Raw genomic sequence first — 26,231 nt, 5'->3', positions numbered from 1 at the left:
TTACTCCTGATAAGAATGGAACGGGATCAGTTCCGCCATTTTCAAGTTTGCAACAAACGCACGATTCCGGATAAATCGTCCTGTGCCACAAACCACGCCGCCTGCCAGCGCTGCGTGCGCTGTGCCTGGGTGGATTCAGGCGCGCACCACGGCGGATACACGCGCAGCGCGCGCTTGCCACCCTGGTCGGCGCGCGACATCACGCCGCGCTCGATCAGCACGCTGCGCGGGAAGATGAAAAAGCCGTGCCGCGCACCGTCGCCAACGTCGTCAGCCACGGCGATGATGACGATGTCGACGGGGTCCGCTTCATCCAGCGGGGCGATGTCGGCGTCGGGATGGGGGCGCTTCCAGACGGTGACGAACTGGCCGATCTTCGTCGGCGTGGTTTTCGCCACGCGCAAGACCAGGCGCTTGCCGTGCAGCTCGGCGCGGCAGGCGCCGTATTCCGCACTTTCCGCTTCCGGCACGGGCGCTTGCGGCAAGCCCAGGAAAGCCCAGGGACTGGCCTTCATTGCGCGCTGAACTCGGCTGCGGCCTTGGCCGCCCACAGCGCTTCGGCATGGCTGGCGAACGGGCTGTCATAACCGTCGACCTTGCCATCCTCGTCGACAAAATACAGCCACCAGCCGTCGCCCTGCTCGCGGATGGCCGTCTGGCCCGGTGCGCAGTGGGATTCGATGGCATCGCCGGCGGCCAGGGTGGCGATGCGGATGCCGCGGTGAACAAGATGCTGGGGTGTCATGGCAAAATAGCTAATGCAAAATAAATAATGGCGATAGTGTAGCCGCCGTGGCCCGTCCTGGCCAGTGCGCTACACTGTTCTTTCACACGGAGGACGACATGGCATCACAGCAAGGCACGGTGGATTTTTTGCTCGACCAACTGGCGGGCGCGGGCAGCATCAGCGCGAAAAAGATGTTTGGCGAGTATGGATTGTATTGCGACGGCAAGATGTTCGCCATCGTCGCCGACGACCAGCTGTTCATCAAGCCGACGGACGCGGGCCGCGCCTGGATCAGCGCACAAGGCACGCTGCAGGAAGCGCCGCCCTATCCGCAAGCCAAGCCGTATTTCCTCATCGATGGCGGGCTGTGGGACGAGCGCGACTGGCTGAGCCAGCTGGCGCGGCGCACGGCGGACGCCTTGCCGCTGCCGAAACCCAAGCCGCCGCCCAAGCCTAAAAAACAGGTGTCAGCTGGCTAATACGCTGTTTTCGCACGCCTTGCCCTGGCGGAAGCACGCGAGGTTGTGATATGTGATGGCGGCGATCTCGCGCAGCGCTTCCATGGTGAAGAAGCCCTGGTGGCCCGTCACCAGCACGTTCGGGAAGGTCATCAATCGCTGGAAGATGTCGTCGTCGATGATGTCGGACGAGCGGTCCTGGAAGAACAGATTGCTTTCCTGCTCGTACACGTCGATGGCGAGCGAACCGAGCTGGCGCGATTTGAGCGCCTCGATGACGGCGCCCGTGTCGATCAGGCCGCCGCGCGACGTATTCACCAGCATGGCGCCCTTCTTCATCAGCGGCAAGGTTGCTTCGCTGATCATGTGGCGCGTGCTCTCCATCAGCGGGCAATGCAGCGAGACGATGTCGGACTCGGCCAGCAGCCGCGGCAGCTCCACCATCGTGCCCAGGTCCGCGAACGCGGGCGCCGGGAACGGGTCGTGGCCCAGCACCGTGCAGCCGAAACCCTTGAAAATGCGCGCCGTCGCCAGGCCGATCTTGCCCGTGCCGACGATGCCGACCGTTTTACCGTGCAGGGTGGCGCCCAGCAAGCCGTCCAGCGAGAAATTGCCTTCGCGCACGCGGGCGTAGGCGCGGTGCGTGTGGCGGTTCAGGGTTTGCACGAGGGCCAAGGTGTATTCGGCCACGGCTTCCGGCGAATAGGCCGGCACGCGGGCGACGAACAGGCCCAGGCGCCTGGCCGCTTCCAGGTCGAGGTTGTTGTAGCCGGCGCAGCGCAGCAGGATGGCGCGCACGCCGTAGCCGTGCAAGGCTGCCAGCACGGGCGCGTCGAGCACGTCGTTGACGAAGACGCAGACGGCATCGGCCCCTTGCGCCAGGACCACGGTTTCCTGGCTCAGCAAGGCGCTGTGGTAAACCAGTTCGATGCCGGCGGAATCGGGCTGGGCCGGCAAGGCTTCGTCGAAGAAACGGCGGTCGTAGGGCTGGCTGGCAAAGAAGGCGATTTTCATGGGGAGTCCTGGAACTTGCTGGATGGCAAAACATTATCATAGCGCAAGCGCCCTGCCCCACGCCGTACGCCTGGCGCCGCCGGCCGCCTATTTGGGTTCGCGGGGCAAGGTCAGCGCGTGGCGCAGGTAGGCCGTTTCCTCGGCGTGCTGCGCGTGGTAGCGCTCGCGCGCGGTGCGCATGGCCGCCTGGTGGGCGTCGATGCTGGCCTGCGTCAGTTCCACGCCGAAGTCCGCCGGCGGCGGCTCCGGGCCGCCGAACAGGCGCGCCAAGATCATGCGCCCCACATTGTCGCGGTAGTGCGACGCTTCCCAGTAATAGCGCATCTCGCGCGCGCCCGTCACTTGGGGGATCGGCTCGCTGGTGATGCTGTTGAAGCCGGAAAAATCCAGCAGGCGCACGTCGCAGCCCTGGCGCCGGTAGCGTCCGGCCATGTTCGTCAGGTCGCGCTGCCACGCTTCCATGGCAGCCCACTTGCCGCGCCAGTACAGGGCGTCGAGCGTGAGCGCATGCGTGGGATTGATGTACAGGCGCAAGCGCGTGCCGCCACGGCACAGTTTCCCCACGCTCGCATCGAAGGCGTGCAGCGCGGGCGCCGTGGGGCCCAGGCCGTCGCTGAATTCCTGCAGGCGCGGCGTGAACGCGCGCGCCGTGCCGGTCCAGGTACGGTTGCGGCTGGTGAGGCAGGATTCGTCGCGCTGGCCGTGCAGTGCCAGGCTGGACAGGCAAACGCCGTCATAGCTGCCGCTGAGGATGCGCCACGTGTCGCGCGTCATGTCGACAGTCAGGCCGCGCTTGATGTTGAGCAAGGCGCGCCGCGCGAAAAACGCGGGGCCGGGGTCCGTCAGGCCCGGCTCCACGCCGGCCGAGCCCAGTTCCAGCGAGAACGAGGGAGCGTCGATGCCCCACACCATGGTGTCGACATGGCTGACCCTGGCCGCATGCTCGGCCAGGCGCATGGCTTCGCCGATGGAGGCGCCCGACACGGCGCTGTTGAAGACGCTCTTGCCTGCGAACAAGGTGCGCACGCGATGCGTCGGCAAGCCCATTTCCGTGCGCGAATTGCCGATGTAGACGATGGCCGGCCGGTAGCGCGCCACGGCATACGTCTTGCCCCACACGCTGAGTTTTTCGGTCGTCGGCCGCAATCGCTGCAGCAGCGGGCTGTCCCACTGGTGCAGCAGATATGGATCGACGTGGTAATTGACGGCGGACACGAGGGCCAGCGCGGCCAGCACGCAGGCGAAGAAGATGGCGAGGTAGCGGCGGGCGGTGGTATCCATGGTCGGCACGGGAAGTAGCAACATGAGTAGAGAAATGGCGTTCAGCGCCGGATCAGCGGCCCGTCCAGCACCCGCCGCGCATAGGCCGCCTCGCGCGCGTGTTCCACGTCATAGCGGTCGCGCGCCGCGCGCATGGCCTCCTGGTGGTCGTCGACGTTGGCCTGCGTCAGTTCCACGCCGAAATCGGCCGGCGGCGGCGTGTCGCCGCCGAACAGGCGCGCCAGGATCAAACGGCCCACATTGTCCCGGTAATGCGACACTTCCCAGTAATAATGCATGTCGGGCTTGCCGCTGACGAGCGGGGTCGCTTCCATCGTGATGCTGTTGAAGCCGGAAAAATCATGCAGGCGCACGTCGCAGCCGTGCAGGCGGTGGCGCTCGACGAGCTGCACCAGGCCCCGCTGCCAGGCTTGCATGGCATCCCACTTGCCGCGCCAGTGCAGCGCGTACAAGGTCAGCGCGTGCGTGGGGTTGATGTACAGGCGCAGGCGCAGGCTGCTGCGGCACAGCTTGGCGATGCTGGCGTCGAGCGCCAGTGTCGAGGGCGGCGTCGGCCCCAGTCCGTCGCCGAATTCCTGCAGCCGCACGGGAATGGCGTCCTTCGTTCCCAGCCAGTGCCGCATGCCCTTGCGGGTGCACGTCTCGTCGCGCTGCCCGTACAAGGCCAGGTTGGAGCGGCAGACGTCGCCGGCCTTGCCCGTGAGGATGCGCACGCTGTCTTCCGTCATGTCCAGGGTCAGGCCCCGCTTCAGGTTGACCAGCGCGCGCCGGGCGAAAAAGCCGTGTTCGGCGCCCGTCAGGCTGTCTTCCACCCGCGCCGCGCCCATGTCCAGGGAAAAAGTGGGCGCGTCGACGCCCCACACCATGGTCTCGACGCGGCTGACCCTGGCCGCATGCTCGGCCAGGCGGATGGCGTCGCCGATCGAGGCGCCGGACACGGCGCTGTTGAAGACGCTCTTGCCATCGAACATGGCGCGCACGCCCGTCGGCAAGCCCAGTTCCGTGCGCGAATTGCCGATGTAGATGACGGCGGGACGGTAGCGCGCCACGGCGTAGGTCTTGGCCCAGGCGCCGAGCTTTTCATTGAGCTGGCGCGGACGCTGCAGCAAGGGACTGTCCCACTGGTGCAGCAGATAGGGGTCGACCTGGTAATTGAGCAAGGAGACGGCGCCCAGCACCAGGCCGACGCAGGCGAAAAAGCCGGTGAGGTAATGGCGGGCGGCGGTATCCATGCTCAGAACTGGAAGTAGAGAAATTCGGTGACCCGGTTCATGCCGAAGATGCAGGCGATGAACAGCGCGGCGAAACCCACGCTCCAGCGGCGCGTGGGGCGCCAGCTGAAGGCCCAGCGCCCTGCCGGCTGAAAGATTCTTTCAATGGCAGGCTCGTAGAGAAAGAATATTTCTTGCGTATTCGGCGCCTTGAAGGCCAGCAGCATCGCCGCCAGCAGCACGGGCAAGCCCGGCCCCGCCAGTTCGATCCAGCGGATGCCGTCGAACGCGAGATGCAGCCCCCACTGCGCCAGGCTGGCCCCATGGCTGGCCAGGCCGCGCGGCAGGCTCACGCCGTTCGCGCCCACCAGCGCGCCCGCGATATCCCAGGCCGTGGCCACGTCGGGCGCGCGGAAAAAGATCCAGGCCAGCATGACGGCAAGAAAGGTCAACAGACTTGACCACCACATCGGCCACCAGCGCAGCCAGCGGTACGCCCGCGCCGCGCCGAAGACCCGCTGCCACGCCTGCTGCAGCACCAGGTACAGGCCGTGCAAGCCGCCCCAGATGACGAAGGTCCAGCCGGCGCCATGCCACAGGCCACCCAGCAGCATGGTCAGCATCAGGTTGCGGTAGCGCATAGCTACACCACGGCGGCTGCCGCCCAGCGGAATATACAGATAGTCGCGCAGGAAACGCGACAAGGTCATGTGCCAGCGGCGCCAGAAGTCGGCGATATTGGCCGCCTTGTACGGCGAGTTGAAGTTCAGCGGCAATTTCACGCCGAACAGGCGCGACAGGCCGATGGCCATGTCGGAATAGCCGGAAAAGTCGAAATACAGCTGGAAAGTGTAGGCCAGCACGCCGATCCACGCTTCGATCAGGGTGGGCGTGGCGCCGGCCGCGAAGACGGGGATGGCCAGCGGCGACAGGTTGTCGGCGATCAGCACTTTTTTTGCCAGGCCGATGGTAAAGATCGACAAGCCGATGGCGAAATTGGCCGCGCGCGGGTGGGCGTTGGCCGGGTCGGCGAATTGCGGCATCATGTCGCGGTGGTGCAGCACGGGCCCGGCGATCAGGTGCGGAAAGTAGCTGACGAACAGCACGTAATGGATGAAGCGGTATTCGCGCACCTCGCCCCGGTAGCAATCGACGAGGAAGGCGATCTGCGTGAAGGTAAAGAACGAGATGCCGATCGGCAGGATGATGTCGAGGCCGGACCACGGCAGGCTGCCAGCGCCAGCACCGGCAAGCCCGGCGACGGCATTCACGCTGTCGATGAAGAAGTTCGCATATTTATAGTAGGCGAGCAAACCCAGGTTCAGGGCCAGCGCCGCCAGCAGCACGCGCTTGCGGGCCGCGCCTGCGCGCGCGCCGATCAGGCGCCCGGTGCCGTAATTGACGCAGATGGACGCCAGCAGCAGCGGCAGGTAGCGCACATCCCACCAGGCATAGAAGAACAGCGATGCGCCGGCCAGCCAAGCGGCCGGCGCCAGGCGGCGCCAGCTGGCGGGTGCGCCGGCGGTGGCCCAGCGGCCCAGCAGAAAATAGCCGGCCAGCACGATGGGCAGATAGCCGAACAGGAAGGCGAAGGAATTAAACAGCATGTTGCCTCCTGGCAGGCAGCGACTGCGCCTGGTAATAGCACTCGGCGATCTGCGCCGCCACCCTTTCCCACGTAAAACGTTCCACCAGCGCTTGCACGCGTCCGCGTCCGGGGGGCAGCGCCAGCAATGCGAGGATGGCCTGGCGCTGCGCGGCGCCATCGTCCCAGCGCACCTTGCGCAGCGCGAAGGCGGAATCGGGCAAGTCCAGCGCGCTTTGCGCCGTCATGACGACGGGCGTGCCGGCCGCCAGCGCTTCGAGCACGCTCAAGGGAAACACCTCGCCCTGGCTGGGCAAGGCCGCCACGGCCGCCGCATGGTAGGCGCTGGCCAGCAGCGGGTCGGCGTGGTCGAGCGCGCCCAGCCAGCTGACGTGCGGCAAGTCCAGCAATTGCTGCAGATACGCTTGCTGTTCGCGCGGCGCGGCGCCGATCAGCACCAGGGGCAAGCCGGCGCCCGCCAGCGCCTGCGCCAGCCCCAGCTGGTTTTTATACGGCGAAATGCTGCCCACCATCAGCACGAACGGCCCCGCGATGCCTGTCTCGCGCAGGAACAAGTCGCCATTGGCCGTGAAGAAATGCGGGTTGATCCCGTTCGGCAAGACGCGGATGGCTTGCGCCGGCATGCCGAAACCGTGCACGATGGCGTCGCGCTCCGCCTCGCCCAGGGCGATCACCACGTCGGCCAGCTGCAGGGCGCGCCGCGTCTGCGCATAGCTCGTCTGTACCATCCACTCCGTCAGGCGCCCCGCCAGCCGGTCGGCCAGCCGCGCGCGCCGGGCGCTGGCCCGGCCCCAGCCCGGCGACAGCAGCGGCGACAGCACCACGGGCACGCCTTGCTCGCTGGCCATTTCCATGATGCGGTAGGTGCCATTGCTCGCGGAAAACACGTGCAGCACGTCGAAATCGGCCAGCCGCTGATGGTTGGCGTCGACCAGCTGCACGGCCAGGGGACGCGCCGGCAACTGGGGCAGCCGGTTCAGCGCGGCAATGGTTTCGCGTACCTGGATCTGCAAGCCGCCGTCGCGCTGGAACAGCATCGGGTAGGACAAGATACCGACACGCATGGTCATCCTTTCGTCCATTTGACTGCCAGCCAGCGTCCCGCCAGCTTGCGTTGCAATAACAAAAATTCTCCGGCCAGCTCATGCTGCAACAGGAAAATCCCCGCCAGCCAGCACAGCAAGGTGACGAGCGCCGTGCCCGCCAGCGCCAGCAGGGCCGGCGTGTCCACGGGCAGCCACAGCAGCGCAGCGACGGGCGCGACGCCACTTACGCCGCACAGCAGCAGGCTCTTGCGCAAAGCCCGCGCCAGGATGCGCCAGTCCAGGGCGCTCAAGCGCCGCAGACAGCCGTAGTTCAGCCAGCTGCGCAGCACGTTGCTGAGCACCACGGCCCAGGCCACGGCCAGCAGGCCGAACGGCGCCGCGGCCAGCAGCAGCGCCACCTTGATGCCGCCGGCGCAGGCATCGAGCCGCACTTGCGCCTGCAGCTGGCCCGTCGCCACGAACAGGTAGCGGGCCATGCTGAACATGCTATACACGGCCGAAGACAGACACATGATGCGGATCAAGGGCACACAGCCTAGCCATTGCGTGCCATACAACACCTTGACCAAGGGCAAAGCCATGCAGGCGAGAAAGAGAAAAAACGGCCAGGCCAGCGCCGTCATGTAACTGATCGTGCGCAGATACACGAGTTCCGCCCCGCCCTGCCCCCCTTCCCCGCGGGCACGCGCCGCGAACAGGGGAAACACGACGGGAGAAATGGCGCTGGTAATGGCCTGGTTAAAGATATTGAGCACGCTTTGCGCCTTGCCGAACAGGGCCAGGCTTTCAATGCCGATCAGCTTGCCGATGATCAGGTCCGGCGCCGCCACGCCCGCCTCGTCAACGAGACCGCCTCCCGTCGCATACGCGCCAAAACGGCCGATGGCGCCCATGCCCCGCCGTCCCGGCAGCCACGGCAGCTCCTTGGGACGCACCAGCAGGCTCACCAGCAGCGAGGCGCAGGAACCGGCCAGCGCCGCCCACACCATGCTCATGTAACTGCAGCCCTGCAGCGCCAGCAGCACGGCCACCAGCAGGTTGACCACGCTATTGGCTGCGTTGATGGCGTAGATGGCGCGAAAGCGCAGTTGCCGGCGCAGCATCGGCAAGGTCAGCGCGCTGAACGGGATCAAGACAAAATTGATCGCCAGCAGGCGCAGCACGAGGGTCAGCCGCGGTTCGCCATAGAATTGCGCGAGCGGCGCGCTGGCCAGCAGCACCACGCCCGCCAGCAGCCAGGCGACGAGCAGGCTGGTGGCCAGCGCGGCCCGCAATTTCACCATGTCGAGCTGCTTTTCCTGGGTCAGGTATTGCCCCACACCAAAGTCGCGCACCACTTGCGCCAGGGCCACCAGCACGGCGCCCAGCGAATACACGCCCACCTCGGCCGGCGTCAGCAGGCGCGACAGCACCATGGTGGCGACGATGCCCAGCAACAGCACCGTGTATTTTTCGGCGAAGGAAAAGAAAAACGAATGGCGGGTGGCGTTCATGCCCGTGACCGGCGCCTACACGAGGCCGGCATAGAACTGGCGCAGCTGGCGCTCCAGGCGCGGCATCGAATAGCGCTGCACGGTTTCTTCGCGCGCCAGCCGTCCCATGCGGGCGCGCCGTGGCGCATCCATCAGCAGCTGCGCCACGGCCGCGCAGGCCGCGTGCTCATCGTCCAGCGGCAGCAGCAAGCCGCCGACGCTGTCGTGCAGGATATCGTGGGTGCCCGGCACATCCGTCCCCACGGCCGGCACGCCGCACGCCATCGCTTCGATGGTGGCGATGCCGAAACCTTCGTTCTTGCTCAGCAGCACATGCAGGTCGAAGGCCGGCATCAGCCATTCGACACGCTGCTGGAAACCGGCAAACACGACTCTGTCCTGCAAGCCAGTCTGTTGCGCCTGCAGCCGCAGCATGGCATCCAGCGGCCCCGTGCCTACGAACACCAGATACAAATGGGGAAACCGGGGCGCCAGGCGGGCGAACAGGGCCAGCAGCGCTTGCGGGCGCTTCTGTGCGGAAAGCCGCGCCACGCAGCCGAGCACGAGCGCGTCCGGCGGCAGCCCCAGCTGCTGGCGCGCCAGTATTCTCCGTTCCGGCGAGACGATGAACGTTTCCGTATCGACGCCGTTTGGAATCACGGCCAGCCGCGTGTCCGGCGCCAGCATGTCGCGGTACAGGTCGAGGAAATGCTGCATGGACGAGGCCGACACGGCATACACGCCCTTGACGGCGCGAAACGCTTCCTGCAGCCGGGGCCGCTGCCAGTCGCTGAACGGTTCCAGGGGAAACGCATTGTGCACGCTGATCACGGCCGGCAGCCGGCATTGCCGGGCCAGCCACAGGATGGAAGCGCCATAGCTGGTCCAGCAAAACGCCACGTGGACGATATCGGGCCGCAGCCGCCGCAGCCGCCACGCGCCCGTGACCCTGGCGCGCAGCCAGTTCCAGCGCCGCCAGGCCCAGTGTTCGAGAAACAAGGGCGGCTCATACACGCGCACCTGCAGCTGCTGCGCGCGCAAGCCTTGCGCCCAGGCAGTAAAACCGGGAAAGCGCCGCAGGGCCAGCACGCTGTCATAACCGTTCGCGCCCAGCATCTTCGCCTCTTGCGCCATACGCAGTTCCATGCCGCCCAGCTCGCCCGAATAACTGCTGATGACGATGCGCGGCAAGCGTTTGCGCCGTCCCCGCCACGCTTCGTGGAAGAAACCGCGCAGCCAGGCCCGTTCCCACTGGCGCAGGAACAGGTCGGCGTGGTCGCGCCGCAGCCAGGCCCGCACGGCGCCCAGGGTATCGCGCACGTATCTGCCCAGCATCCAGCGCGGCACGCCGAGCAACTCCACGCTGGGGGCGAAGGTCGCCAGCCGGCATTGGCCCCGGCCGAACAGCATGGCGCGGCGCAGTATCCAGGCGCGCCGCACTTGCGGGGCACGGATGATGTGCGCCACTTGCGCCCGCGGACAGAACCAGGAAGGGTTGCCGGCCGCATGCATCTCCAGGTTGAGCCGGGTTTCGCTGCCCATGGCGTAATTGGCGCCCTGCGGGCCGATGCTTTCGTCATAACGGGCGCCCGCCTCGAAGATGCGGCGGCGTATCGCCATGTTGGCGCCCCAGACGAGGCCAGGATAGATGGGGGCGTCGCGCAAGTCGGCGCTGGTGATGCCCCACGTCAAGCCGACGGGCGTCAGGCGCAGCAGCCACTCCTCCGGTTGCTCGCGCCAGGCGGGCACGATGGCGCCGCCGAACAGGGCGTAGCCGGGGTGGGCGCGCGCGCTGTCGTGCAGGCGGCACAGCCAGTCGGATGCGGGCATGGCGTCGTCGTCGCCAAACACGAACAGCTCGCCGCCATCCCCCCCTTGGCGCAGGGCATGTTCGACGGCGCCGTTCAGAGCGGGACTGCGTCCCCGCCGCGCCACGTAGATATAGCTCAAGGGCAAGCGGCCGCGAAAGTCGGCGATCACCCGGGCCGTGGCGTCGGTGCTGCCATTGTCGGCGATGACCAGGCGCCAGCCGCCCCTGGGCGACTGCAAGCCCATGTAGGCGCGCAATACCTGGGGCAAGGTGCCGGCGCCATTGTAGGTCGCCATGAGAACGGTCAACAAGGACATGCCTCCTTGGTCTTACCATGACAAAACTGATTGGCAGTTTCAACAACGCCGGGCGGTATTGAACCAGTGTACTGAGCCTGCCCGCCGGCCCGTTGACAGGCATCAAGACCTTGGCAAGCCGGGCAACACCAGGAGCGTCCCCCTTCATGCGCGACATATTGATTACCGTCATCATCCTGGGTTCGCTGCCCTTCATCCTGAAGGCGCCGGCCATCGGCGGCCTGATGTGGGTCTGGGTCAGCGTCATGAACCCGCACACGCAGGGCTGGGGTTTCGCCACCCACATGCCGTTCGCCTTCATCATCGCCATCGCCACCCTGCTCGGCCTGCTCATGACGCGCGAACCGAAGAACCTGCCGCTGACCCCCGTCAGCGTGCTGCTGCTGCTGTTCGTCGCGTGGATGAACGTGACGGCGCCGTTCGCCCTGCTGCCCCAGTCGTCGTGGGTGCAGTGGAACAAGGTCATGAAGATCATGCTGATGAGCTTTGTCGTGATGATGGTGATACGCTCGCGGCGCGACATCGTGCGCCTGGTCTGGGTGCTGGTGGGCTCGATCGGCTATTACGGCGTGAAAGGCGGCATCTTCACCATCCGCAGCGGCGGCACGGAACGGGTGTGGGGGCCGGAAGATACGTTTATCGGCGATAACAACGCGCTGGCCCTGGCCCTGATCATCACCATCCCCCTCATGTATTACTTGCAGCAAAACACGGACCGGCGCTGGCTGCGCCACGGCTTGTCCGGGGCCATGCTGCTGTCGGCCCTCGCCGCGCTGGGCTCGTATTCGCGCGGCGGCTTGCTGGCCATCGCCGCCATGGGCCTGTTCATGTGGCTGAAAAGCGACCGCAAGCTGGTGCTGGGCGCGCTGCTCGCCGCGGTCACGCCGCTGTTGCTGGCCTTCATGCCCGAGCGCTGGGCCGAACGCATGGACACCATCAATACCTACCAGGACGACGAATCCGCCATGGGCCGCCTGAATGCGTGGCGCATGGCCTGGAACCTGGCGCGCGACCGCTTTTCCGGCGGCGGCTTCGACGTCTCCGACGCCGCCGTCTTCGCCCGCTATGCGCCGAACCCCATGGATGTGCACGCGGCGCACAGCATCTACTTCCAGGCGCTGGGCGAACACGGCTTTATCGGCTTGCTGATTTACTTGGCGCTGGGCATCGCCACCTGGCGCACGGCGGCCGCCATCATCCGCCGCACGCGGGGCAAGCCGGAATTGCGTTGGGCGCACGGCCTGGCCACCATGAGCCAGGCCAGCCTGATCGGCTTTGCCGTGGGCGGCGCCTTCCTCAGCCTGCTGTATTTCGACATGCCGTACTACCTGATGGCCGCCCTGATCGCCACGCGCATCGTCGTCGAACAGCAGGCGCCGGCCCCGACCTCGCGCCAGGCCAAGCCCCGCACGGCCATCGCGGAGCAGCCATGACAGCCGCCTTGTCCATCCTGATCTACCACCGCGTGCTGGCGCGGCCCGACCCGCTGTTTCCCGGCGAAGTCGATGCGGCCCTGTTCCAGCGCCAGTTGCGCCTGTTAAAGCGTTTCTATACGCCGCTGCCGCTGGGCGACGCCGTGCGGCGCCTGCAGGATGGCAGCTTGCCGCCGCGCGCCGCCTGCATCACTTTCGACGACGGCTATGCGGACAATGCGCAAGTCGCCCTGCCGCTGCTGCTGCGCCACGGCTTGCACGCCACGTTCTTTATCGCCACGGGCTACCTGGACGGGGGACAGATGTGGAACGACACGGTGATCGACGCCGTGCGCCAGGCGCCAGGCGCCGTGCTGGACTTGCGCGCACAGGAATTGGGCACCTTCCCCGTCGCCACCCTGGCGCAGCGGCAGGCGGCCGTCGCCACCTTGCTGGGCCGGCTCAAATACCTGCCCTTCGCGCAGCGCCAGCGCCTGGCCATGCAGATCCGCCGCCAGGCGGGCGCCCGGGCAAGCGCGCCAGCCATGCTGAGCACGGCGCAACTGCGCCAGCTGCACGGGGCCGGCATGACGCTGGGCGGGCATACGGCCAGCCATCCGATTCTATCGACCCTGGCGGAGCGGGCCGCGCAGCTGGACATCGCGAATGGCAAGCAGCAGCTGGAAAGCCTGGTCCAGGCGCCCGTCACCCTGTTTGCCTATCCGAACGGCAAGGCCGGGCGCGATTATGGCGCGCCGCACGTGGCGATGGTCAAGCGCCTCGGTTTCCAGGCGGCCGTCGCGACGGACTGGGGCGTGGCGCGCCCCGGCGCGGATCTGGACCTGCTGCAGCTGCCCCGCTTTACGCCGTGGGATCGAGGACGGCTGGCGTTTCTGTGGCGCATGCGGCAAAACCGCCGGCAAGCGCACCCAGCGCGCCCGGATGCTGGCTGAGCCACTGTTCCAGCATCAGCAGCAGCCACACCATGGTGCCGTGATAGGCCGGGTGTTCCGCCAGCAAGCGCCCTTGCAGATCGTCGATGAAGGCGGGCCGCACGATGCCGCGCCCGCGCAGCTGGGTCAGGTTGTCGAAGGCAAACTCGCGCAGCGGCACGTGGCTGTGCAGCCACTGGCCGAACGGCAGGCCGAAGCCGTGCTTTTTCTTGCGCACGATGGCCGGCGGCAAGATCTCGGCCAGCGCCCGCTTGAAGAACGGCCGCAAATTTTGTCCGTCGAGCTTGTCCCGCGGCGCCAGGCGCGCGGCAAACGCCACCATCGCATCGTGCAGGAAGGGAAACGCCGCTTCCACGCCGGCCAGCTCGCACGCCTTGCGCACCTTGAACAAGTCGTTGTCGGCCAGGGTGAAGCGCATGTCCAGGGCCAGCAGTTCATTGATCTGGCTCAAGCCCTGGCCTTGCCGCTCCCAATACGCGCCATTCACGCAGCCAGGCGCCATGCCGGGGTCGATGGTGTCGATGAAGCCCGCTTCCAGCACCGTGCGGTAACCATGGCGCAGCAGCAAGTTATAGCCGTCGAGGCGGGCCGGCAACGGCAAGCTGGCTTGCTCGATGTAGCGGCGCGCCTTGTCGCCCAGCCTCCACGGTTTACCTGTCTGTTCACGGAACAGCAGCGGTTCGATGATGGCCTGGCGCAAGATGACGGGCAAGCGCTCGTACTGCGACAGCAAGGCCTGGTGCGCATAGCGCGCATTGCCGCCAAACAGTTCATCGCCGCCGTCGCCGCCCAGCAAGCGCGTCACGCCATCCTCGCGCGCCATCTGCGCGCAATAGTAAGCGGGAATGGCCGAGGCATTGCCGAAAGGCTGGTCGAAAATGGCCGCCATGGCGGGGATGGCGGCCAGCACGTCGCCTGGCGTCACATAGCGTTCATGGTGCAGGCTGCCCGCATGGCTGGCGGCCAGGCGCGCATACGCCATTTCATCATAGCCGGGAAAGTCGAAGCCGATGGAATACGTGCGCGCGGGCCGGCCCGTCACCTGCCCCATGATGGCGGCCAGGGTGGAACTGTCCGTGCCGCCGCTGAGAAACGCGCCCGTGTCCGCCCCATCCGCGCCCAGGCTGCTTTCCACGGCCAGTCGCAGCAGGCGCAGGAATTCCTGCTTGTTGCTGGCGAAGGTGGCCCGCGTGCGCGCCGCCGGCTCCTGGAAGGCCAGCTGCCAATAGCTGCCCTTGCATTGCTTGCCACCCCGCATATGCAGGTATTCGCCGGGCAGCAGGCGCTGCTGGCCCAGGTAAGCCGTGGCCGGGCCCGGCACCATGTGGAAGTACAGGTAGTGATACAGGGCCTGCGGATCGAGCGCGCCCCGCACGGACGGATGGGCCAGCAAGGCGTCCGCCGAGGAGGCAAAGAACAGGCCTTGCGCATTGCTCGCATAGCTGAGCGGATGCATGCCGGCGCGGTCCACGGCCAGCAGGGCCGAGCCGGAAAAGGCGTCGAGGATGGCCAGCGCGAAGGGGCCGGACAGGCTGGCGCAAGCCGCCACGCCACGGCTCAGCCACAGGGAGGCGAGGCGGCACGCCACGTCGTCGGCCGAACCGTCGAGCTCGGGCCGGCCCCACAGGGCCACTTGCAAGCCATCTTGCTGATACACATGGCGGCTGCCGTCAATGGCGGCCACGGCCACGCCGCCCACTTCGCTCAAGCTGCTGACCAGCGGCGCGCCATCGAAACGCGACAGGGGCGCCGCCATGCCTGCCAGCGCTATAGACGCGGCGCCATCGGACGCCGTGCCGCCCTGCGCGGCGGCAAGGCTGGCAGCGCCGTGCGCCACCCCGCCAGGCGCGGCCAGCCAACCGCACAGGCCGCTCATACGAGCACCTCGGCCGGCAGCGGATGGCCGAGAAACGCCGTCGGGCTGGCCGTCAAGCCGTACGCGCCCGACTGGAACACCACCACCAGGTCGCCCTCCTCGGCGCGCGCCATCTCCATTTGATCGGCCAGCAAGTCCAGCGGCGTGCACAGCGGCCCCACGACGGACGCCACTTCGCGCGGCCCGCCCAGCAGCCGGTTGCCGATGGCGACCGGGTAATTCTTGCGGATCAGCTGGCCAAAGTTGCCGGATGCGGCCAGGTGATGATGCAAGCCGCCATCCGTCACGAGAAATACCTGTCCATGCGACACCTTGCGTTCAAGCACCTTGCACACATACACGCCCGCCTCGGCTACCAGATAGCGTCCCAGTTCCAGGTTCAGCCGCGCGCCGGGCGCTTCCTGTGCCAGGATGGCGAGCTGCCGCTGCAAGCCTTCGGCCACGGGCGCCAGGTCCAGCGCCTGGTCGCCGGGAAAATACGGCACGCCGAAGCCGCCGCCGATATTCAGGGTGCGCAAGGGCGACGGCGCGCTGTCGGCCAGTTGCAGGGCCAGTTGCACGCTGAGCGCCTGCGCCTCGGCCAAGGCTGACGCCGACAGGCTTTGCGAACCCGCGTACAGGTGAAAACCGTGAAAATCCAGTCCCAGCTGGCCGATGCGCCCCAGCAGCGCCGGCACCAGGGCCGCATCGACGCCGAACGGCTGCGCCCCGCCGCCCATGCGCATGCCCGTGTGGCGCAAGGCGAAATCGGGATTCACGCGCACGGCCACCCTGGCCGTCAGGCCCAGCCGTTCACTGGCCAGCGCCAGGCGTTCCAGCTGGGCGCCCGATTCCACATTGACCAGCACGCCAGCGGCCACGGCCCGCGCCAGTTCCCCATCGCTCTTGCCCGGCCCCGCAAAACTGATGCGTTCGGCTGGCATGGGCGTATCGAGCGCGGTGGCCAGTTCGCCGCCGGACGCCACGTCGATGCCGTCGACCAGCCCCGCCAGCCACTGCACCACGGCCGGCATGGGGTTGGCCTTCATGGCGTAATGCACGTGCACGCCGGCGGGCAAGGCGGCGCGCAAATCCGCCACGCGCCGCGCGATGTGCGCCCGCTCATAGGCATAAAACGGAGTGCTGCCCACCCGCTGGGCCAGCCGGCGCAGGGAAACACCGCCGATCTGCAGCATGTCGTTTTCCACTGCGAACTGGCGCAGCGGTTGGTGCGATGGCAATTCCGTATTGTTCGAGCGTATCAAGTCCTTCATGCCGCATCTCCTGATTGGACCGCATATGCATGCGCCAGTTCCCTGGCCAGCAAGGGGCGGTCGATCTTGCCGTTCGGATTGCGCGGCAACACGCCGTCGCGAATATCCACCCACAGCGGCACCATATAGCTGGGCAGGCGCGCGCGGCAGGCGGCCAGCACGCTGTCGCGCAGCAAGACGACGCCCGGCGCGGGCGTGACGAGCAAGGCGATGGCCTGGCCCAGCACGGCATGGGGCAAGCCCAGCGCGGCCGCCTCGCCCACCAGCCCGCTCGCATACACGACTTCCTCGATCTCGGCCGGGCTGACCCGGTAGCCGGAGGTCTTGATCATGTCATCGCTGCGGCCCACGAAATACAGGTAGCCGTCCGCATCGCGGCGCACCGTGTCGCCCGACCAGACGGCCAGTTCCGGCAGCACCAGGCCGCTCGCCTGGGGCGGCAGCGGCTTGAAGCGCTCGGCCGTGCGCGCCGCATCGTTCCAGTAGCCGAGCGCCACCAGCGCGCCACGGTGCACGAGTTCGCCCGGCTCGTCCGTGTCGCACGCGCTGCCGTCCGGGCGCAGCACCAGCACTTCCGCGTTGGGGATCGCTTGCCCGATGGAATCGGGGCGCCGCTCCAGCTGTTCCGGCGCCAGATACGTGGAGCGGAACGCTTCCGTCAAGCCATACATCAGGTAGACCTGCACGCGCGGCAGCGACTGGCGCAACCGGTCGAGCGTGGCGCGCTGCATCACGCCGCCCGAATTGGTGATGTAGCGCAAGGGCGTGGACAAGGGCCAGCTCAGCTGCGACAGCTGCACCCACAACGGCGGCACGGCGGCCAGCCCCGTGATGGCTTCCTGCTCCACGGCTTCGACGATATCGCGCAGCAGCAGATAATTCATCAGCACGGCGCAGGCGCCGCTGGCAAACGCCGTCGTCAGCTGGCTCAGGCCGTAATCAAAACTGAGCGGCAGGACGCACAGGATGCGGTCTTGCGGCGTATTGCGCAAATAGCCCGACACGCTGAGCGCGCCCGCCAGCATGTTGCGGTGCGACAGCACCACGCCTTTCGGCCGCCCCGTGCTGCCCGAGGTATATAGAATGGCGGCCATGTCCGCGTCGATCGCCGCATGCGGCCGGGGCGCGGGCACTTTGGCGGGAACGGCGGTCCACGCCAGCACGCGCACCTTGCCCAGGCGCGATTCCGGCAGCGCTTCGCCCGTCAGCAGCACCGTGCGCAAGTCCGGGCAGGCGGCCAGCGCGGGGCCCAGCTGCGCCAGGCGTTCGCGCGAGGTGACGAGGATGTCCACGTTGCAATCGGCCAGGATATATGCCACCTGCTCCGGCCTGAGCAGCGGGTTGACGGGCACGAACACGCCGCCGGCCGCCGCCGCGCCGAACATGGCGCTGACGTTTTCCGGGCGTTTTTCCAGGTACACGGCCACGCGCGCGCCACGCTGCAAGCCCAGGGCCAGCAAGGCGCCGGCCGCCTCGCGCACGGATTGCGCCAGCGCGGCATAGTGCATTTCCTCACCCTGCCACGACAGGGCCGGCGGCTGCGGCGTGCGCTGCGCCGTTTCAAAGATCAGATCGTGTATCAGTGTCGCCATCGTGTCATCCCCGGGTTGCCATGATTGCCATGCATTCCCCTATGATTCAGACAAACGGCCACAGCGGTCTTGATTTTGATCAATTAACAGTTTCAGCAACACAGCTTGAGCCGGCGCAAGACCGCCGCTGGCCGCTGCGCTCTAATGGACAGCGTTGGCTGCATAGCCGCCCCATCCGTTACCGCCATGGCCCTGTCCCCGCAATTTCCCCTGCTGCAACGACTGGCCGCCAGCCTCGATCAACTGGGCTGGCGCGACAGCGCCTGGCTGGCCGTGGCACGCCTGCTGGCGATGGCGCCGGGCGGACGCTGCGCGCTGTACCGCTACCAGTTCGTCGCGCAGGCCGTGGCGCCCGGTTCGCTGTGCCGCGGACGCGGCCAGTCGATCAAGGTGACACCCTGCCTGGCGGAAGCGGACTTGCCGCCCGGTCCCGAACGCCGGCCCGGCGCCCTGCGCGAGCGCTACCGGCAAGGCGCGCAATGCCTGGTGGCGCGCGACGCGTCGGGCATGCTGGGCTGGATCTGGCTGCTGCGCCACGGCTGCCAGGAAGACGAGGTGCGCGCCCGCTATGCGCTGGCGTCGCAGCAGTCGTCGTGGGACCTGGACGTGTGGGTGCATCCCGAGCGGCGCGGCGGCCTCGTCTTCGCGCGCCTGTGGGAGGAAGCCAACGCCGTGCTGCACGCGCAGGGCGTGCGCTGGACGTGCAGCCGCATCTCGCGCTTCAACCGCGCCTCGCTGGGCGCCCATGCGCGCCTGGGCACGCACGCGCTGGGCACGGCCACCTTCATTCGCTGCGGGCGCTGGCAAGCGATGGCCGCCAGCCTGCCGCCGTATCTGCACCTGTCGCGCCGTCCCGACGATATTCCCTGCCTGGCCTTCGATACGTCTTCCCTGCCGCACTACCCTTCCCTGGAGCTGACATGCCGCATCTTGAAGCAGTAAAGCACATCCTCGACACGACGCTGGGCTTGAACGGGCGCGTGCTGGAAGCCCACACGCCGCTGCTGGGCAGCGTGCCGGAACTCGACTCGATGGCCGTGATCGGCGTGATCGCCGCGCTGGAAGACCATTTCGGCATCGCGGTCGCCGACGACGACATCCATGCGCGCCACTTCGCCACCGTGGGCACCCTGCACGATTTCGTGTTTGCAAAGCTGCGGGCATGAACCGCGCTGCCCTCGACGCCCTGCCGCTGCTGCCCTTCTTCCTGCCCGCCAGCGGCGGCCAGCGCTACTGCCTGCTGCACCTGCCGCCGCCGGGCCAGGCCGCGCGCGGCGGCATCCTCTACGTGCATCCGTTCGCGGAAGAGCTGAACAAGAGCCGCCACGTGGCCGCCGCGCAGGCGCGCGCCTTTGCCGCGGCCGGCTACAGCGTGCTGCAGATCGACCTGTTCGGCTGCGGCGACAGCAGCGGCGACTTTGGCGAAGCGCGCTGGGACATCTGGCACAACGACCTGCACCTGGCTTGCGCGTGGCTGGCGCAGCGGGTCGACGGCCCGTTGAGCGTATGGGGCTTGCGCCTGGGCGCCCTGCTGGCCCTCGATTTCGCCAGCCGCGCGCCGCTGCCCCTGGCGCGCTTGCTGCTGTGGCAACCGGAACTCGACGGACGGCGCAGCATCGACCGCTTCCTGCGCCTGCGCCTGGCGTCCCACATGCTGGCCGGGACTACACAGGAAGCGCCCGGCCAGGCGCGCGCCGCGCTGGCGGAAAGTGAGCCTGTGGAAGTGGCCGGCTACCTGCTGGCGCCCGAACTGGCGCAGGCCATCGACGGTGTCAACGCGTCGACGCTGCTGCCTTGCGTGCCCGTCTACTGGCTCGATTACCGCGCGGCAGACCAGGCCGACGCCTGGTCGCCGCCGCTGCTGGCGCGGCAATGGCGCGAACGCGGCGCCGCCGTGCACGTGGCCAGCTTCGATGACGGCCCGTTCTGGCACAGCGGCGAGCTGCTCGCGTGTCCGCAACTGCTGTACGCCACGCGGGAACTGTGCCGCGACTGGCTCGACGAGGAAAGGCCCCCGCCATGAAGCGCGACGGCAGCCGGCAGCACCCCGCGGCGCACGCCGTGCGCGAGCTGGCCCTGCGCTTTCGCAGCGCAGCCGAAGACGAGGAGACGCAGGCGCGCCTGGCCGGCATCCTCAGCCTGCCCGATGCGCCTGGCCCGCGCGGCGTCCTGATCGTCACGGGCGGGCCGCAGTACCGGGTCGGCAGCCACCGCCAGTTCGTCCTGCTGGCGCGCGCCCTGGCCGCGCAAGGCTGGCCCGTGCTGCGCTTCGACTTGCGCGGCATGGGCGACAGCGAGGGCGGCGCGCGCGACTACCGCGCCGCCGGTCCCGACATCGCCGGCGCGCTGGCACAATTCTTCGACGCCGTGCCGGCCTTGCGCGAAGTGGCGCTGTGGGGCTTGTGCGACGGCGCCACGGCCGCCGCCTGCCATGCGCCGCGCGACGCGCGCGTCAAGGCGCTGGTCCTGCTCAACCCGTGGGTGCGCAGCAGCGCCGGCCTGGCGCGCGCCACCTTGCGCCATTATTACTTGGGGCGCCTGCTGCAAGGCGATTTCTGGCGCAAGCTGGCCAAAGGCGGACTGCGGCTGGGCGCCAGCCTGGCGTCGCTGCGGCAGGTGGCGGCCGCCACGCGGGGGCAGGCGCAGGCAACGCAGGAAGACGACGCGCCCGCGCCGGCCCTGCTGCGGGCACTGGCGCAATTCCAGGGCAAGGTCTTGCTGATCCTCAGCGGCGACGACCTGGGCGCGCGCGAGTGGCAGGCGCTGCTCGAAGGCGACGCGGCGTGGCGCGCCGTGGCCGCCCGCACGCAATGGACGCAGGCGCAGGTCGACGGCGCCAACCACACGTTTGCCAGCGCCGCCTGGCGCGGCGCGGTCGAACAGCTGTGCGCACGGTGGCTGCAGTCATGGTAGCGGCCCGACCAAAACGGGTGCTGATGGTCGCCTACCATTTTCCGCCCCTGGCCGGCGGCAGCGGCATCCTGCGCACCCTGGGCTTTGCGCGCCATTTGCCCGACTGCGGCTGGCAGCCGCTCGTGCTCAGCCCCAGCGCCAGCGCGTATGCGCAGCGGGGCGATACGCAGCTGGCGCAGGCCAGCGCGCAAGCCACCGTGCGGCGCACCCTGGCGCTGGATGCGGCGCGCCATTTCGCCGTCGGCGGGCGCTATCCGCGCTGCCTGGCGCTGCCCGACCGCTGGAGTTCCTGGTGGCTGAGCGCCGTGCCGGCCGGCCTGCGCATGATCCGCGCCTACCGTCCCGACGCCATCTGGTCGACATACCCGATCGCCACGGCGCATTTAATCGCGCTGACCCTGCAAAAACTCAGCGGCCTGCCGTGGATCGCCGACCAGCGCGACCCGATGCTGGACGACAGCGACCCGCAGGCGCCGTATCCGCCCGAGCCGCGCCTGCACCGCATGCATGCGTGGATCGAACGGCGCATCGCAGCGCGCAGCGCCGCCATCGTCTGCACCACGCCGGGCGCCATCGCGGCGCACCAGCGGCGCCTGGCGCAGGTGGCGCGCGAGCGTTTCCACCTGATCGAGAACGGTTACGATGAAGACGGCTATGCGGACACCCAAGAACGCGCGGGCCAGCGCGGCCGCTTCCTGCTGCTGCACAGCGGCGTGATCTACCCGTCCGAGCGCGATCCGCAAGCGCTGTTCGAAGCCCTGGCCCGGCTGCGCCGCGACGGCGTGCTGCATGCGCGCAATTTCCAGCTGGTGCTGCGCGCCACGGGCCACGATGCGTGGCTGGCGGGCCTGCTGGCGAAATACGGCATCCTCGACCTGGTGCGCCTGGAACCCTTGCAACCGCACGGCGCGGCGCTGCAGGAAATGCAGGCCGCGGACGGCTTGCTGCTGCTGCAGGCGGCCAATTGCAACGGGCAGATTCCCGCCAAGCTGTATGAATACCTGCGCTGCCGCCGGCCCATCCTCGCGCTGACCGACGCGGCGGGCGACAGCGCGGCCAAGCTGCGCCACTGCGGCATCGACACCATCGGCCAGCTGGCCTCCAGCGGCGATTGCGCGCGCGCCCTGCTGCGCTTCCTGGAACTGGCGCGCCAAGGCCAGGCGCCGCTGGCCAGCCCCGCCGCCATCGCCCTGCAATCGCGGCAAGCCCGCAGCAACGCCCTGGCCGCCTTGCTGGACCAGGTCAGTCACAGGAGCCCGACATGAAGCATCGCCTGCTTGCCTGCACCCTCGCCGCCTGCTGCGCCCATGCCGGCGCGGCCGAATGCCCGCCCTACGTCAAACACACGCCGGGCGGCGACTACACGAGCGAGGAAGACCGTTCCGGCCTGTCCGTGGTCGAGAAATTCCATTTTTCGCGCGCCGTGGAAACGCTCACGCAAGGCATGACGACCAGCCTGGGCGGCGACATCAGCTACACGCTCGAGCACTTCCCGAATCACCACCGGGCGCTGGCGTCGATGGCAAAACTCGGCTTGCGGCTGAAAAGCGCGCAACCCGTCGGCGCCCGCTACACGGTCAACTGCTACTTCGAACGGGCGATCGCCTTCGCGCCGCACGACGTGACGGCGCGCATGGTGTACGGCAGCTACCTGCTGGCCACGGGACAGGACGCGGCGGCGCTGGAACAGCTGGACGCTGCCAGCCGCCTGGCGCCCGACCAGGCCACCATCCAGTACAACCTGGGCTTGATGTACGTGAAAAAGAAGGAGTACGACAAGGCCAGCGCGCACGCGCAAAAAGCCTACGCGCTGGGCTTTCCCTTGCCGGGCCTGAAGAACAAGCTGAAGGCGGCGGGCAAGTGGAAAGAACCGCCGCCGGCCGTCATGGAAGCCAAGGAAGCAGCGACGGCAGCGACAGAACCGGCCGTGCCGCCGGTCGAACAGCCTAGCGGGGAATGACGGCGGGCCGCCCGGCCACGCTCGCATGTCCGGTCGGCGACGCGGCCAGCGCGGCGGCCAGGTCGCGGCGCGACTGCGCCTTGTCGGCGGCATTGCCGATGTGCGCCAGTTCCGCCGCCTGCAGCACGGTGGCGGTGAGCAGCATCACTTCGCCGTACGGCGTGTCGAAGGATGGGGGAATGGTGGCCACCCCCTGGGCCAGCAGCACGCCCACCTGTTCGTTTTCGTCTTCCAGTCCCTTGGGCGCATCCTGCACGTCCAGCACCATCGACACGCTGCCGTGGCGCTGCACCAGCAAATCGATGGAACCGTGGTCGGCCACGTTCTGGCTGACCTGGTAAATCACGTCGAACAGCCACGATTGCGCCACTGCCTGACCATCGAAGGCGGACAGCGGCGCTTCGATGCACACTTCCAGCAGGTGGCCGCGCGGGACGAACACATCGTCGTCATCCTCGAACGGATCGCTCAAGCCATCGCTGGCGAGAATGATCGACTCGGCGCGGCGGATCACGCGCCACGCCTGGCGCAACGATGGCCAGCGCGGGCCACCCATGAAGGCGGGATTGACGAGGGGCGCCAGCACGTCGGCATCTACAGTGCCCAGGGTGGCATAGAATGCGTCGCGCGCGGCGCAGGCCGCAGCCAGCATCCGCGCGCCCGCTTCCTTGCCGACGACGGCGTCGTCCGGTTGCGCTACCTGGGGAATATCGTGTTCGTTTTGAGACATGGGAATACTCTTGAATTAGTCGGCAGGTGGAAAGTCATGATAGGAACGGGGCAGATAGCCCCAGATGCGCGCCACCCGGTCGCGCACCTCGAAATCGAAGCCGATGCGTGCCAGTTCCGGCACGATCCACACGCCGTGGTCGATGATTTTCTTGGGCAGCAGCATGCCCACGTGTTCTTCCGAGTACAGGCTGATGTCGAACCATTCCACGCCCATGAACGGGAACGGCGGGTGGTAATCCCATTCCGTATCCCAGCGCGACACGTAGCCGGTGACGGAGCCGTAGCGGTAGGACGGCGCCCAATCGGGCTGCCCGCGCATGAAGGCCAGCAACGCGTTCCACTTGCAGTCGTTGGCGGCGCCGGCCAGGTTGCGCCGCGCGATGTGGCCGCGCAGCTTGCGCTTGACGTCGTCGCCGCCCGCATCGGCCTGCGGCAGGCTATGCGTCGCTGATGCCGTCATGCGGGCGTCTCCTGCGCGTCGCTCACGCGGAGGTTCGCCCGCAGATCCTCGACCAGGCGCTTGCGGCTGCTCAAGGCGTATTCGATGGGCGAAAAAGGCATGGCGGCCGCCGCATAGGCATCGATCAGCGCATGCATCTGCTGCGCCTGCGCTTGCGGCAACAGCGTCTTGCTGCCATTCCCGCTTTGCTGCGCGAGCTTTTCCTGCAGCACTTCCTTCCAGGCGATGTGCGCCTCGGACATGGGATTGGCCACGCACAGGGAAAACGTGCCGTTCAAGAAATACATCCAGGCGCTGTCGGTGCGGGCGCGCAAGCCCTCCGCGATCGGCGCGCCCCTGTCGTCGAAACTGTCGCGCAGGCGCCAGGTCGTCAGGTTCAGGGTCGCCAGCGCGGCCCCGTAGCGCGACGCAAATTGCGCCTGCAGGCGCGCTTGCGCCGTTTCCGCATCGCCGGCAACAGCGTCACGCGCAATGGCGATCCAGGCCAGCTGGGACGGTGGAAAATAACGGCCGGCCCTGGCCCCCGGCGCCGCCATGGCGCCAAAGACGAACGAGCACAGATTGCCACTGGCATCGACCACGTATGCCGGCGCGGGAACCAGGCGAGCCTGGATCAGGGCGTCGATTTCTTCCATGGTCATGGCGGCGGCGGCCGCCAGCTGCATCTCGTCCAGATAGTGCTGCGCGAGATAATGATCGAGTTCCGTCATGCGCCGGCTTCCATGTGGATGACCGTGGTTTCGGCCAACACGCTTACGGCGCCACCGGCTTGACCTTGGACGCGGCCAGCACGGCGCGCGCGCGGGCCGTGTCGATATCGTCGGCCGTGGCCAGCGCCACGCCCATGCGGCGGCGGGCGAACGATTCCGGCTTGCCGAACAGGCGCAAGTCCGCGCCCGGCACGCTCAAGGCGTCGGCCACGCCTTCGAAGGCGATGCCTTTCGCTTCCAGCTGGCCATAGATGACGGCCGAGGCGCCGGGCGAACGCAGCGCCACGTTGACGGGCAAGCCGAGGATGGCTTTCGCGTGCAGCTCGAATTCGCTCTGCACCTGGCTGGCCATGGTGACCATGCCCGTGTCATGCGGACGGGGGCTCACTTCCGAGAACCACACCATGTCGTCCTTGACGAACAGTTCCACGCCGAACAGGCCCAGGCCGCCCAGGTTGTCCGTCACCTTGCGCGCGATCTCGCGCGCGCGTTCGAGCGCCAGCGGCGCCATGCGGGCCGGCTGCCACGATTCCACGTAGTCGCCGTGCACCTGCAAGTGGCCGATCGGCTCGCAAAACTGCGTCTCGACCTGCCCCGCAGCGCCCACGGCGCGCACCGTCAGCAGGGTGATTTCGTAATCGAAGTCGATGAAACCCTCGACGATGACCCGGCCCGTATCGACCCGGCTGCCGCTGGCCGCATACGCCCACGCCGCGTCCACCTCGGCGGCGCCATCGAGCTTGGACTGGCCCTTGCCCGACGACGACATCACGGGTTTCACCACGCACGGGAAGCCGATTTCCCGGCATGCATCCTGCAACTCCTGCAGGCTGCTGGCGAAGCGGTACGGCGACGTCGCCACGCCCAGGGTTTCGGCGGCCAGGGTGCGGATGCCTTCGCGGTTCATCGTCAGCACGGCCGCGCGCGCGTTCGGAATGCACGTGATTTGCCCGGCCGCTTCCAGCGCCGCCAGGGTATCGGTGGCGATGGCTTCGATTTCCGGCACGATCAGATCCGGCTTTTCCAGGGCTATCAAGGCGGCCAGCGCCACGCCGTCGCTCATGTCGATCACGTGCGAGCGGTGCGCCACCGGATGGCCCGGCGCGTTCGGATAGCGGTCGACGGCGATCACTTCCACGCCCAGGCGCTGCAGCGAAATGATCACTTCCTTGCCCAGCTCACCGGAACCGAGCAGCATGACTTTGATGGCGGTGGACGACAGCGGTGTGCCGAAGGTGCGGGGCGCGATGGTGCTGCTGGTGGTGCTAGTGGTCATGGCAGGGTCTGTAGGCGGATGGAAAGATGGCTGGGACTATAACAAATGCCGGCCCGCTTGGACAGGGTACGCCAACCGTGCAGGCGCTGGCGGCGGCACTTGCCAGCGCCCGCAGTCAATGCAATAATTGAGAATGATTCTCAATTAACTGT

General features: G+C 67.7%; 25 protein-coding genes. 9 read left to right on the top strand and 16 right to left on the bottom strand.

The window, feature by feature from the left end:
• Positions 1-41: 41 nt before the first annotated feature.
• Together O0881_RS01755 and O0881_RS01750 are read right to left on the bottom strand one after the other, a co-directional pair.
• Entirely contained in the window at positions 42-515 is a 474-nt protein-coding gene (locus O0881_RS01755; RefSeq protein WP_289909832.1) for a MepB family protein, read from the bottom strand.
• On the bottom strand, positions 512-745 hold the full coding sequence (locus O0881_RS01750; RefSeq protein WP_099668077.1) for a hypothetical protein: 234 nt from the start codon (positions 743-745) through the stop codon (positions 512-514). The genes O0881_RS01755 and O0881_RS01750 overlap by 4 nt, the downstream gene beginning before the upstream one ends.
• Positions 746-843: 98 nt before the next feature.
• Here O0881_RS01750 and O0881_RS01745 point away from each other — a divergent pair, with 98 nt between their 5' ends.
• Positions 844-1,206: a TfoX/Sxy family protein gene (locus O0881_RS01745; protein ID WP_289909831.1), complete on the top strand. Its 363-nt coding sequence runs from the start codon at positions 844-846 to the stop codon at positions 1,204-1,206.
• On the opposite strand, the gene O0881_RS01740 is transcribed toward O0881_RS01745, so the two are convergent.
• The 7 genes from O0881_RS01740 to O0881_RS01710 all read right to left on the bottom strand — a co-directional run bounded on the left by O0881_RS01740 (position 1,195) and on the right by O0881_RS01710 (position 10,936).
• On the bottom strand, positions 1,195-2,199 hold the full coding sequence (locus O0881_RS01740; RefSeq protein ID WP_289909830.1) for a 2-hydroxyacid dehydrogenase: 1,005 nt from the start codon (positions 2,197-2,199) through the stop codon (positions 1,195-1,197). The two genes, O0881_RS01745 and O0881_RS01740, sit on opposite strands and share 12 nt — an antisense overlap.
• Positions 2,200-2,286: 87 nt before the next feature.
• Positions 2,287-3,480: a hypothetical protein gene (locus tag O0881_RS01735; protein ID WP_289909829.1), complete on the bottom strand. Its 1,194-nt coding sequence runs from the start codon at positions 3,478-3,480 to the stop codon at positions 2,287-2,289.
• Positions 3,481-3,521: 41 nt separating this feature from the next.
• Complete coding sequence (locus O0881_RS01730; protein WP_289909828.1) at positions 3,522-4,712, bottom strand: hypothetical protein; 1,191 nt, start codon at positions 4,710-4,712, stop codon at positions 3,522-3,524.
• Between the two features lie 2 nt (positions 4,713-4,714).
• The gene (locus O0881_RS01725) at positions 4,715-6,298 is read right to left on the bottom strand and encodes an MBOAT family O-acyltransferase (protein ID WP_289909827.1); all 1,584 of its coding nucleotides are present in this window, start codon (positions 6,296-6,298) and stop codon (positions 4,715-4,717) included.
• The gene (locus tag O0881_RS01720) at positions 6,288-7,361 is read right to left on the bottom strand and encodes a glycosyltransferase family 4 protein (RefSeq protein WP_289909826.1); all 1,074 of its coding nucleotides are present in this window, start codon (positions 7,359-7,361) and stop codon (positions 6,288-6,290) included. Before O0881_RS01720 ends, O0881_RS01725 begins: the two co-directional genes overlap by 11 nt.
• A gap of 2 nt (positions 7,362-7,363) precedes the next feature.
• Complete coding sequence (locus O0881_RS01715; protein ID WP_289909825.1) at positions 7,364-8,836, bottom strand: lipopolysaccharide biosynthesis protein; 1,473 nt, start codon at positions 8,834-8,836, stop codon at positions 7,364-7,366.
• 15 nt (positions 8,837-8,851) lie between these two features.
• The gene (locus tag O0881_RS01710; RefSeq protein ID WP_289909824.1) at positions 8,852-10,936 is read right to left on the bottom strand and encodes a glycosyltransferase; all 2,085 of its coding nucleotides are present in this window, start codon (positions 10,934-10,936) and stop codon (positions 8,852-8,854) included.
• Positions 10,937-11,088: 152 nt separating this feature from the next.
• On the opposite strand from O0881_RS01710, the gene O0881_RS01705 reads away from it, so the two are divergent.
• Both O0881_RS01705 and O0881_RS01700 read left to right on the top strand, forming a co-directional pair.
• Complete coding sequence (locus O0881_RS01705) at positions 11,089-12,375, top strand: putative O-glycosylation ligase, exosortase A system-associated (RefSeq protein ID WP_289909823.1); 1,287 nt, start codon at positions 11,089-11,091, stop codon at positions 12,373-12,375.
• The gene (locus tag O0881_RS01700; protein WP_289909822.1) at positions 12,372-13,307 is read left to right on the top strand and encodes a polysaccharide deacetylase family protein; all 936 of its coding nucleotides are present in this window, start codon (positions 12,372-12,374) and stop codon (positions 13,305-13,307) included. The genes O0881_RS01705 and O0881_RS01700 overlap by 4 nt, the downstream gene beginning before the upstream one ends.
• Here O0881_RS01700 and O0881_RS01695 read toward each other — a convergent pair.
• From O0881_RS01695 to O0881_RS01685, 3 genes are read right to left on the bottom strand one after another with little or no spacing between them, the layout of a single operon-like run.
• Complete coding sequence (locus O0881_RS01695; protein WP_289909821.1) at positions 13,216-15,183, bottom strand: asparagine synthase-related protein; 1,968 nt, start codon at positions 15,181-15,183, stop codon at positions 13,216-13,218. The genes O0881_RS01700 and O0881_RS01695 overlap by 92 nt on opposite strands.
• Positions 15,180-16,436: a pyridoxal-dependent decarboxylase, exosortase A system-associated gene (locus O0881_RS01690; protein WP_289909820.1), complete on the bottom strand. Its 1,257-nt coding sequence runs from the start codon at positions 16,434-16,436 to the stop codon at positions 15,180-15,182. Before O0881_RS01690 ends, O0881_RS01695 begins: the two co-directional genes overlap by 4 nt.
• Entirely contained in the window at positions 16,433-18,028 is a 1,596-nt protein-coding gene (locus O0881_RS01685) for an acyl-CoA ligase (AMP-forming), exosortase A system-associated (RefSeq protein ID WP_289909819.1), read from the bottom strand. The genes O0881_RS01690 and O0881_RS01685 overlap by 4 nt, the downstream gene beginning before the upstream one ends.
• 186 nt (positions 18,029-18,214) lie before the next feature.
• Between O0881_RS01685 and O0881_RS01680 the strand changes: the two genes are divergently transcribed.
• The 6 genes from O0881_RS01680 to O0881_RS01655 are packed head-to-tail and all read left to right on the top strand — an operon-like array spanning position 18,215 to position 22,901.
• A complete protein-coding gene (locus tag O0881_RS01680; protein WP_289909818.1) occupies positions 18,215-18,970 on the top strand; it encodes a hypothetical protein in 756 nt (251 codons plus the stop codon).
• The gene (locus O0881_RS01675; protein ID WP_099668090.1) at positions 18,949-19,194 is read left to right on the top strand and encodes a phosphopantetheine-binding protein; all 246 of its coding nucleotides are present in this window, start codon (positions 18,949-18,951) and stop codon (positions 19,192-19,194) included. Before O0881_RS01680 ends, O0881_RS01675 begins: the two co-directional genes overlap by 22 nt.
• Positions 19,191-20,051, top strand: a complete 861-nt coding sequence (locus O0881_RS01670; RefSeq protein ID WP_289909817.1) for a hydrolase 2, exosortase A system-associated — start codon at positions 19,191-19,193, stop codon at positions 20,049-20,051. The genes O0881_RS01675 and O0881_RS01670 overlap by 4 nt, the downstream gene beginning before the upstream one ends.
• A complete protein-coding gene (locus O0881_RS01665; protein WP_289909816.1) occupies positions 20,048-20,941 on the top strand; it encodes a hydrolase 1, exosortase A system-associated in 894 nt (297 codons plus the stop codon). The genes O0881_RS01670 and O0881_RS01665 overlap by 4 nt, the downstream gene beginning before the upstream one ends.
• Positions 20,935-22,206, top strand: coding sequence for a glycosyltransferase (locus O0881_RS01660; protein ID WP_289909815.1), 1,272 nt, complete (start codon positions 20,935-20,937; stop codon positions 22,204-22,206). Before O0881_RS01665 ends, O0881_RS01660 begins: the two co-directional genes overlap by 7 nt.
• Positions 22,203-22,901: a tetratricopeptide repeat protein gene (locus tag O0881_RS01655; RefSeq protein ID WP_289909814.1), complete on the top strand. Its 699-nt coding sequence runs from the start codon at positions 22,203-22,205 to the stop codon at positions 22,899-22,901. The genes O0881_RS01660 and O0881_RS01655 overlap by 4 nt, the downstream gene beginning before the upstream one ends.
• Here the strand turns inward: O0881_RS01655 and O0881_RS01650 are convergent.
• From O0881_RS01650 to purT, 4 genes are read right to left on the bottom strand one after another with little or no spacing between them, the layout of a single operon-like run.
• A complete protein-coding gene (locus O0881_RS01650) occupies positions 22,888-23,631 on the bottom strand; it encodes a hypothetical protein (RefSeq protein ID WP_289909813.1) in 744 nt (247 codons plus the stop codon). The two genes, O0881_RS01655 and O0881_RS01650, sit on opposite strands and share 14 nt — an antisense overlap.
• A gap of 15 nt (positions 23,632-23,646) precedes the next feature.
• Positions 23,647-24,093: a DUF6678 family protein gene (locus O0881_RS01645; RefSeq protein ID WP_289909811.1), complete on the bottom strand. Its 447-nt coding sequence runs from the start codon at positions 24,091-24,093 to the stop codon at positions 23,647-23,649.
• Entirely contained in the window at positions 24,090-24,803 is a 714-nt protein-coding gene (locus O0881_RS01640; RefSeq protein ID WP_289909809.1) for a DUF6058 family natural product biosynthesis protein, read from the bottom strand. Before O0881_RS01640 ends, O0881_RS01645 begins: the two co-directional genes overlap by 4 nt.
• Before the next feature lie 43 nt (positions 24,804-24,846).
• Positions 24,847-26,079 carry a formate-dependent phosphoribosylglycinamide formyltransferase gene (gene purT, locus O0881_RS01635; RefSeq protein WP_289909808.1) on the bottom strand — a complete coding sequence of 411 codons (1,233 nt, stop codon included), beginning with the start codon at positions 26,077-26,079 and terminating at the stop codon, positions 24,847-24,849.
• Positions 26,080-26,231: the final 152 nt, after the last annotated feature.

The organism is Janthinobacterium sp. SUN100 (assembly GCF_030397705.1).
Lineage (GTDB): Bacteria > Pseudomonadota > Gammaproteobacteria > Burkholderiales > Burkholderiaceae_D > Janthinobacterium > Janthinobacterium kumbetense.
This window is presented reverse-complemented; position numbering and strand designations above follow the sequence as displayed.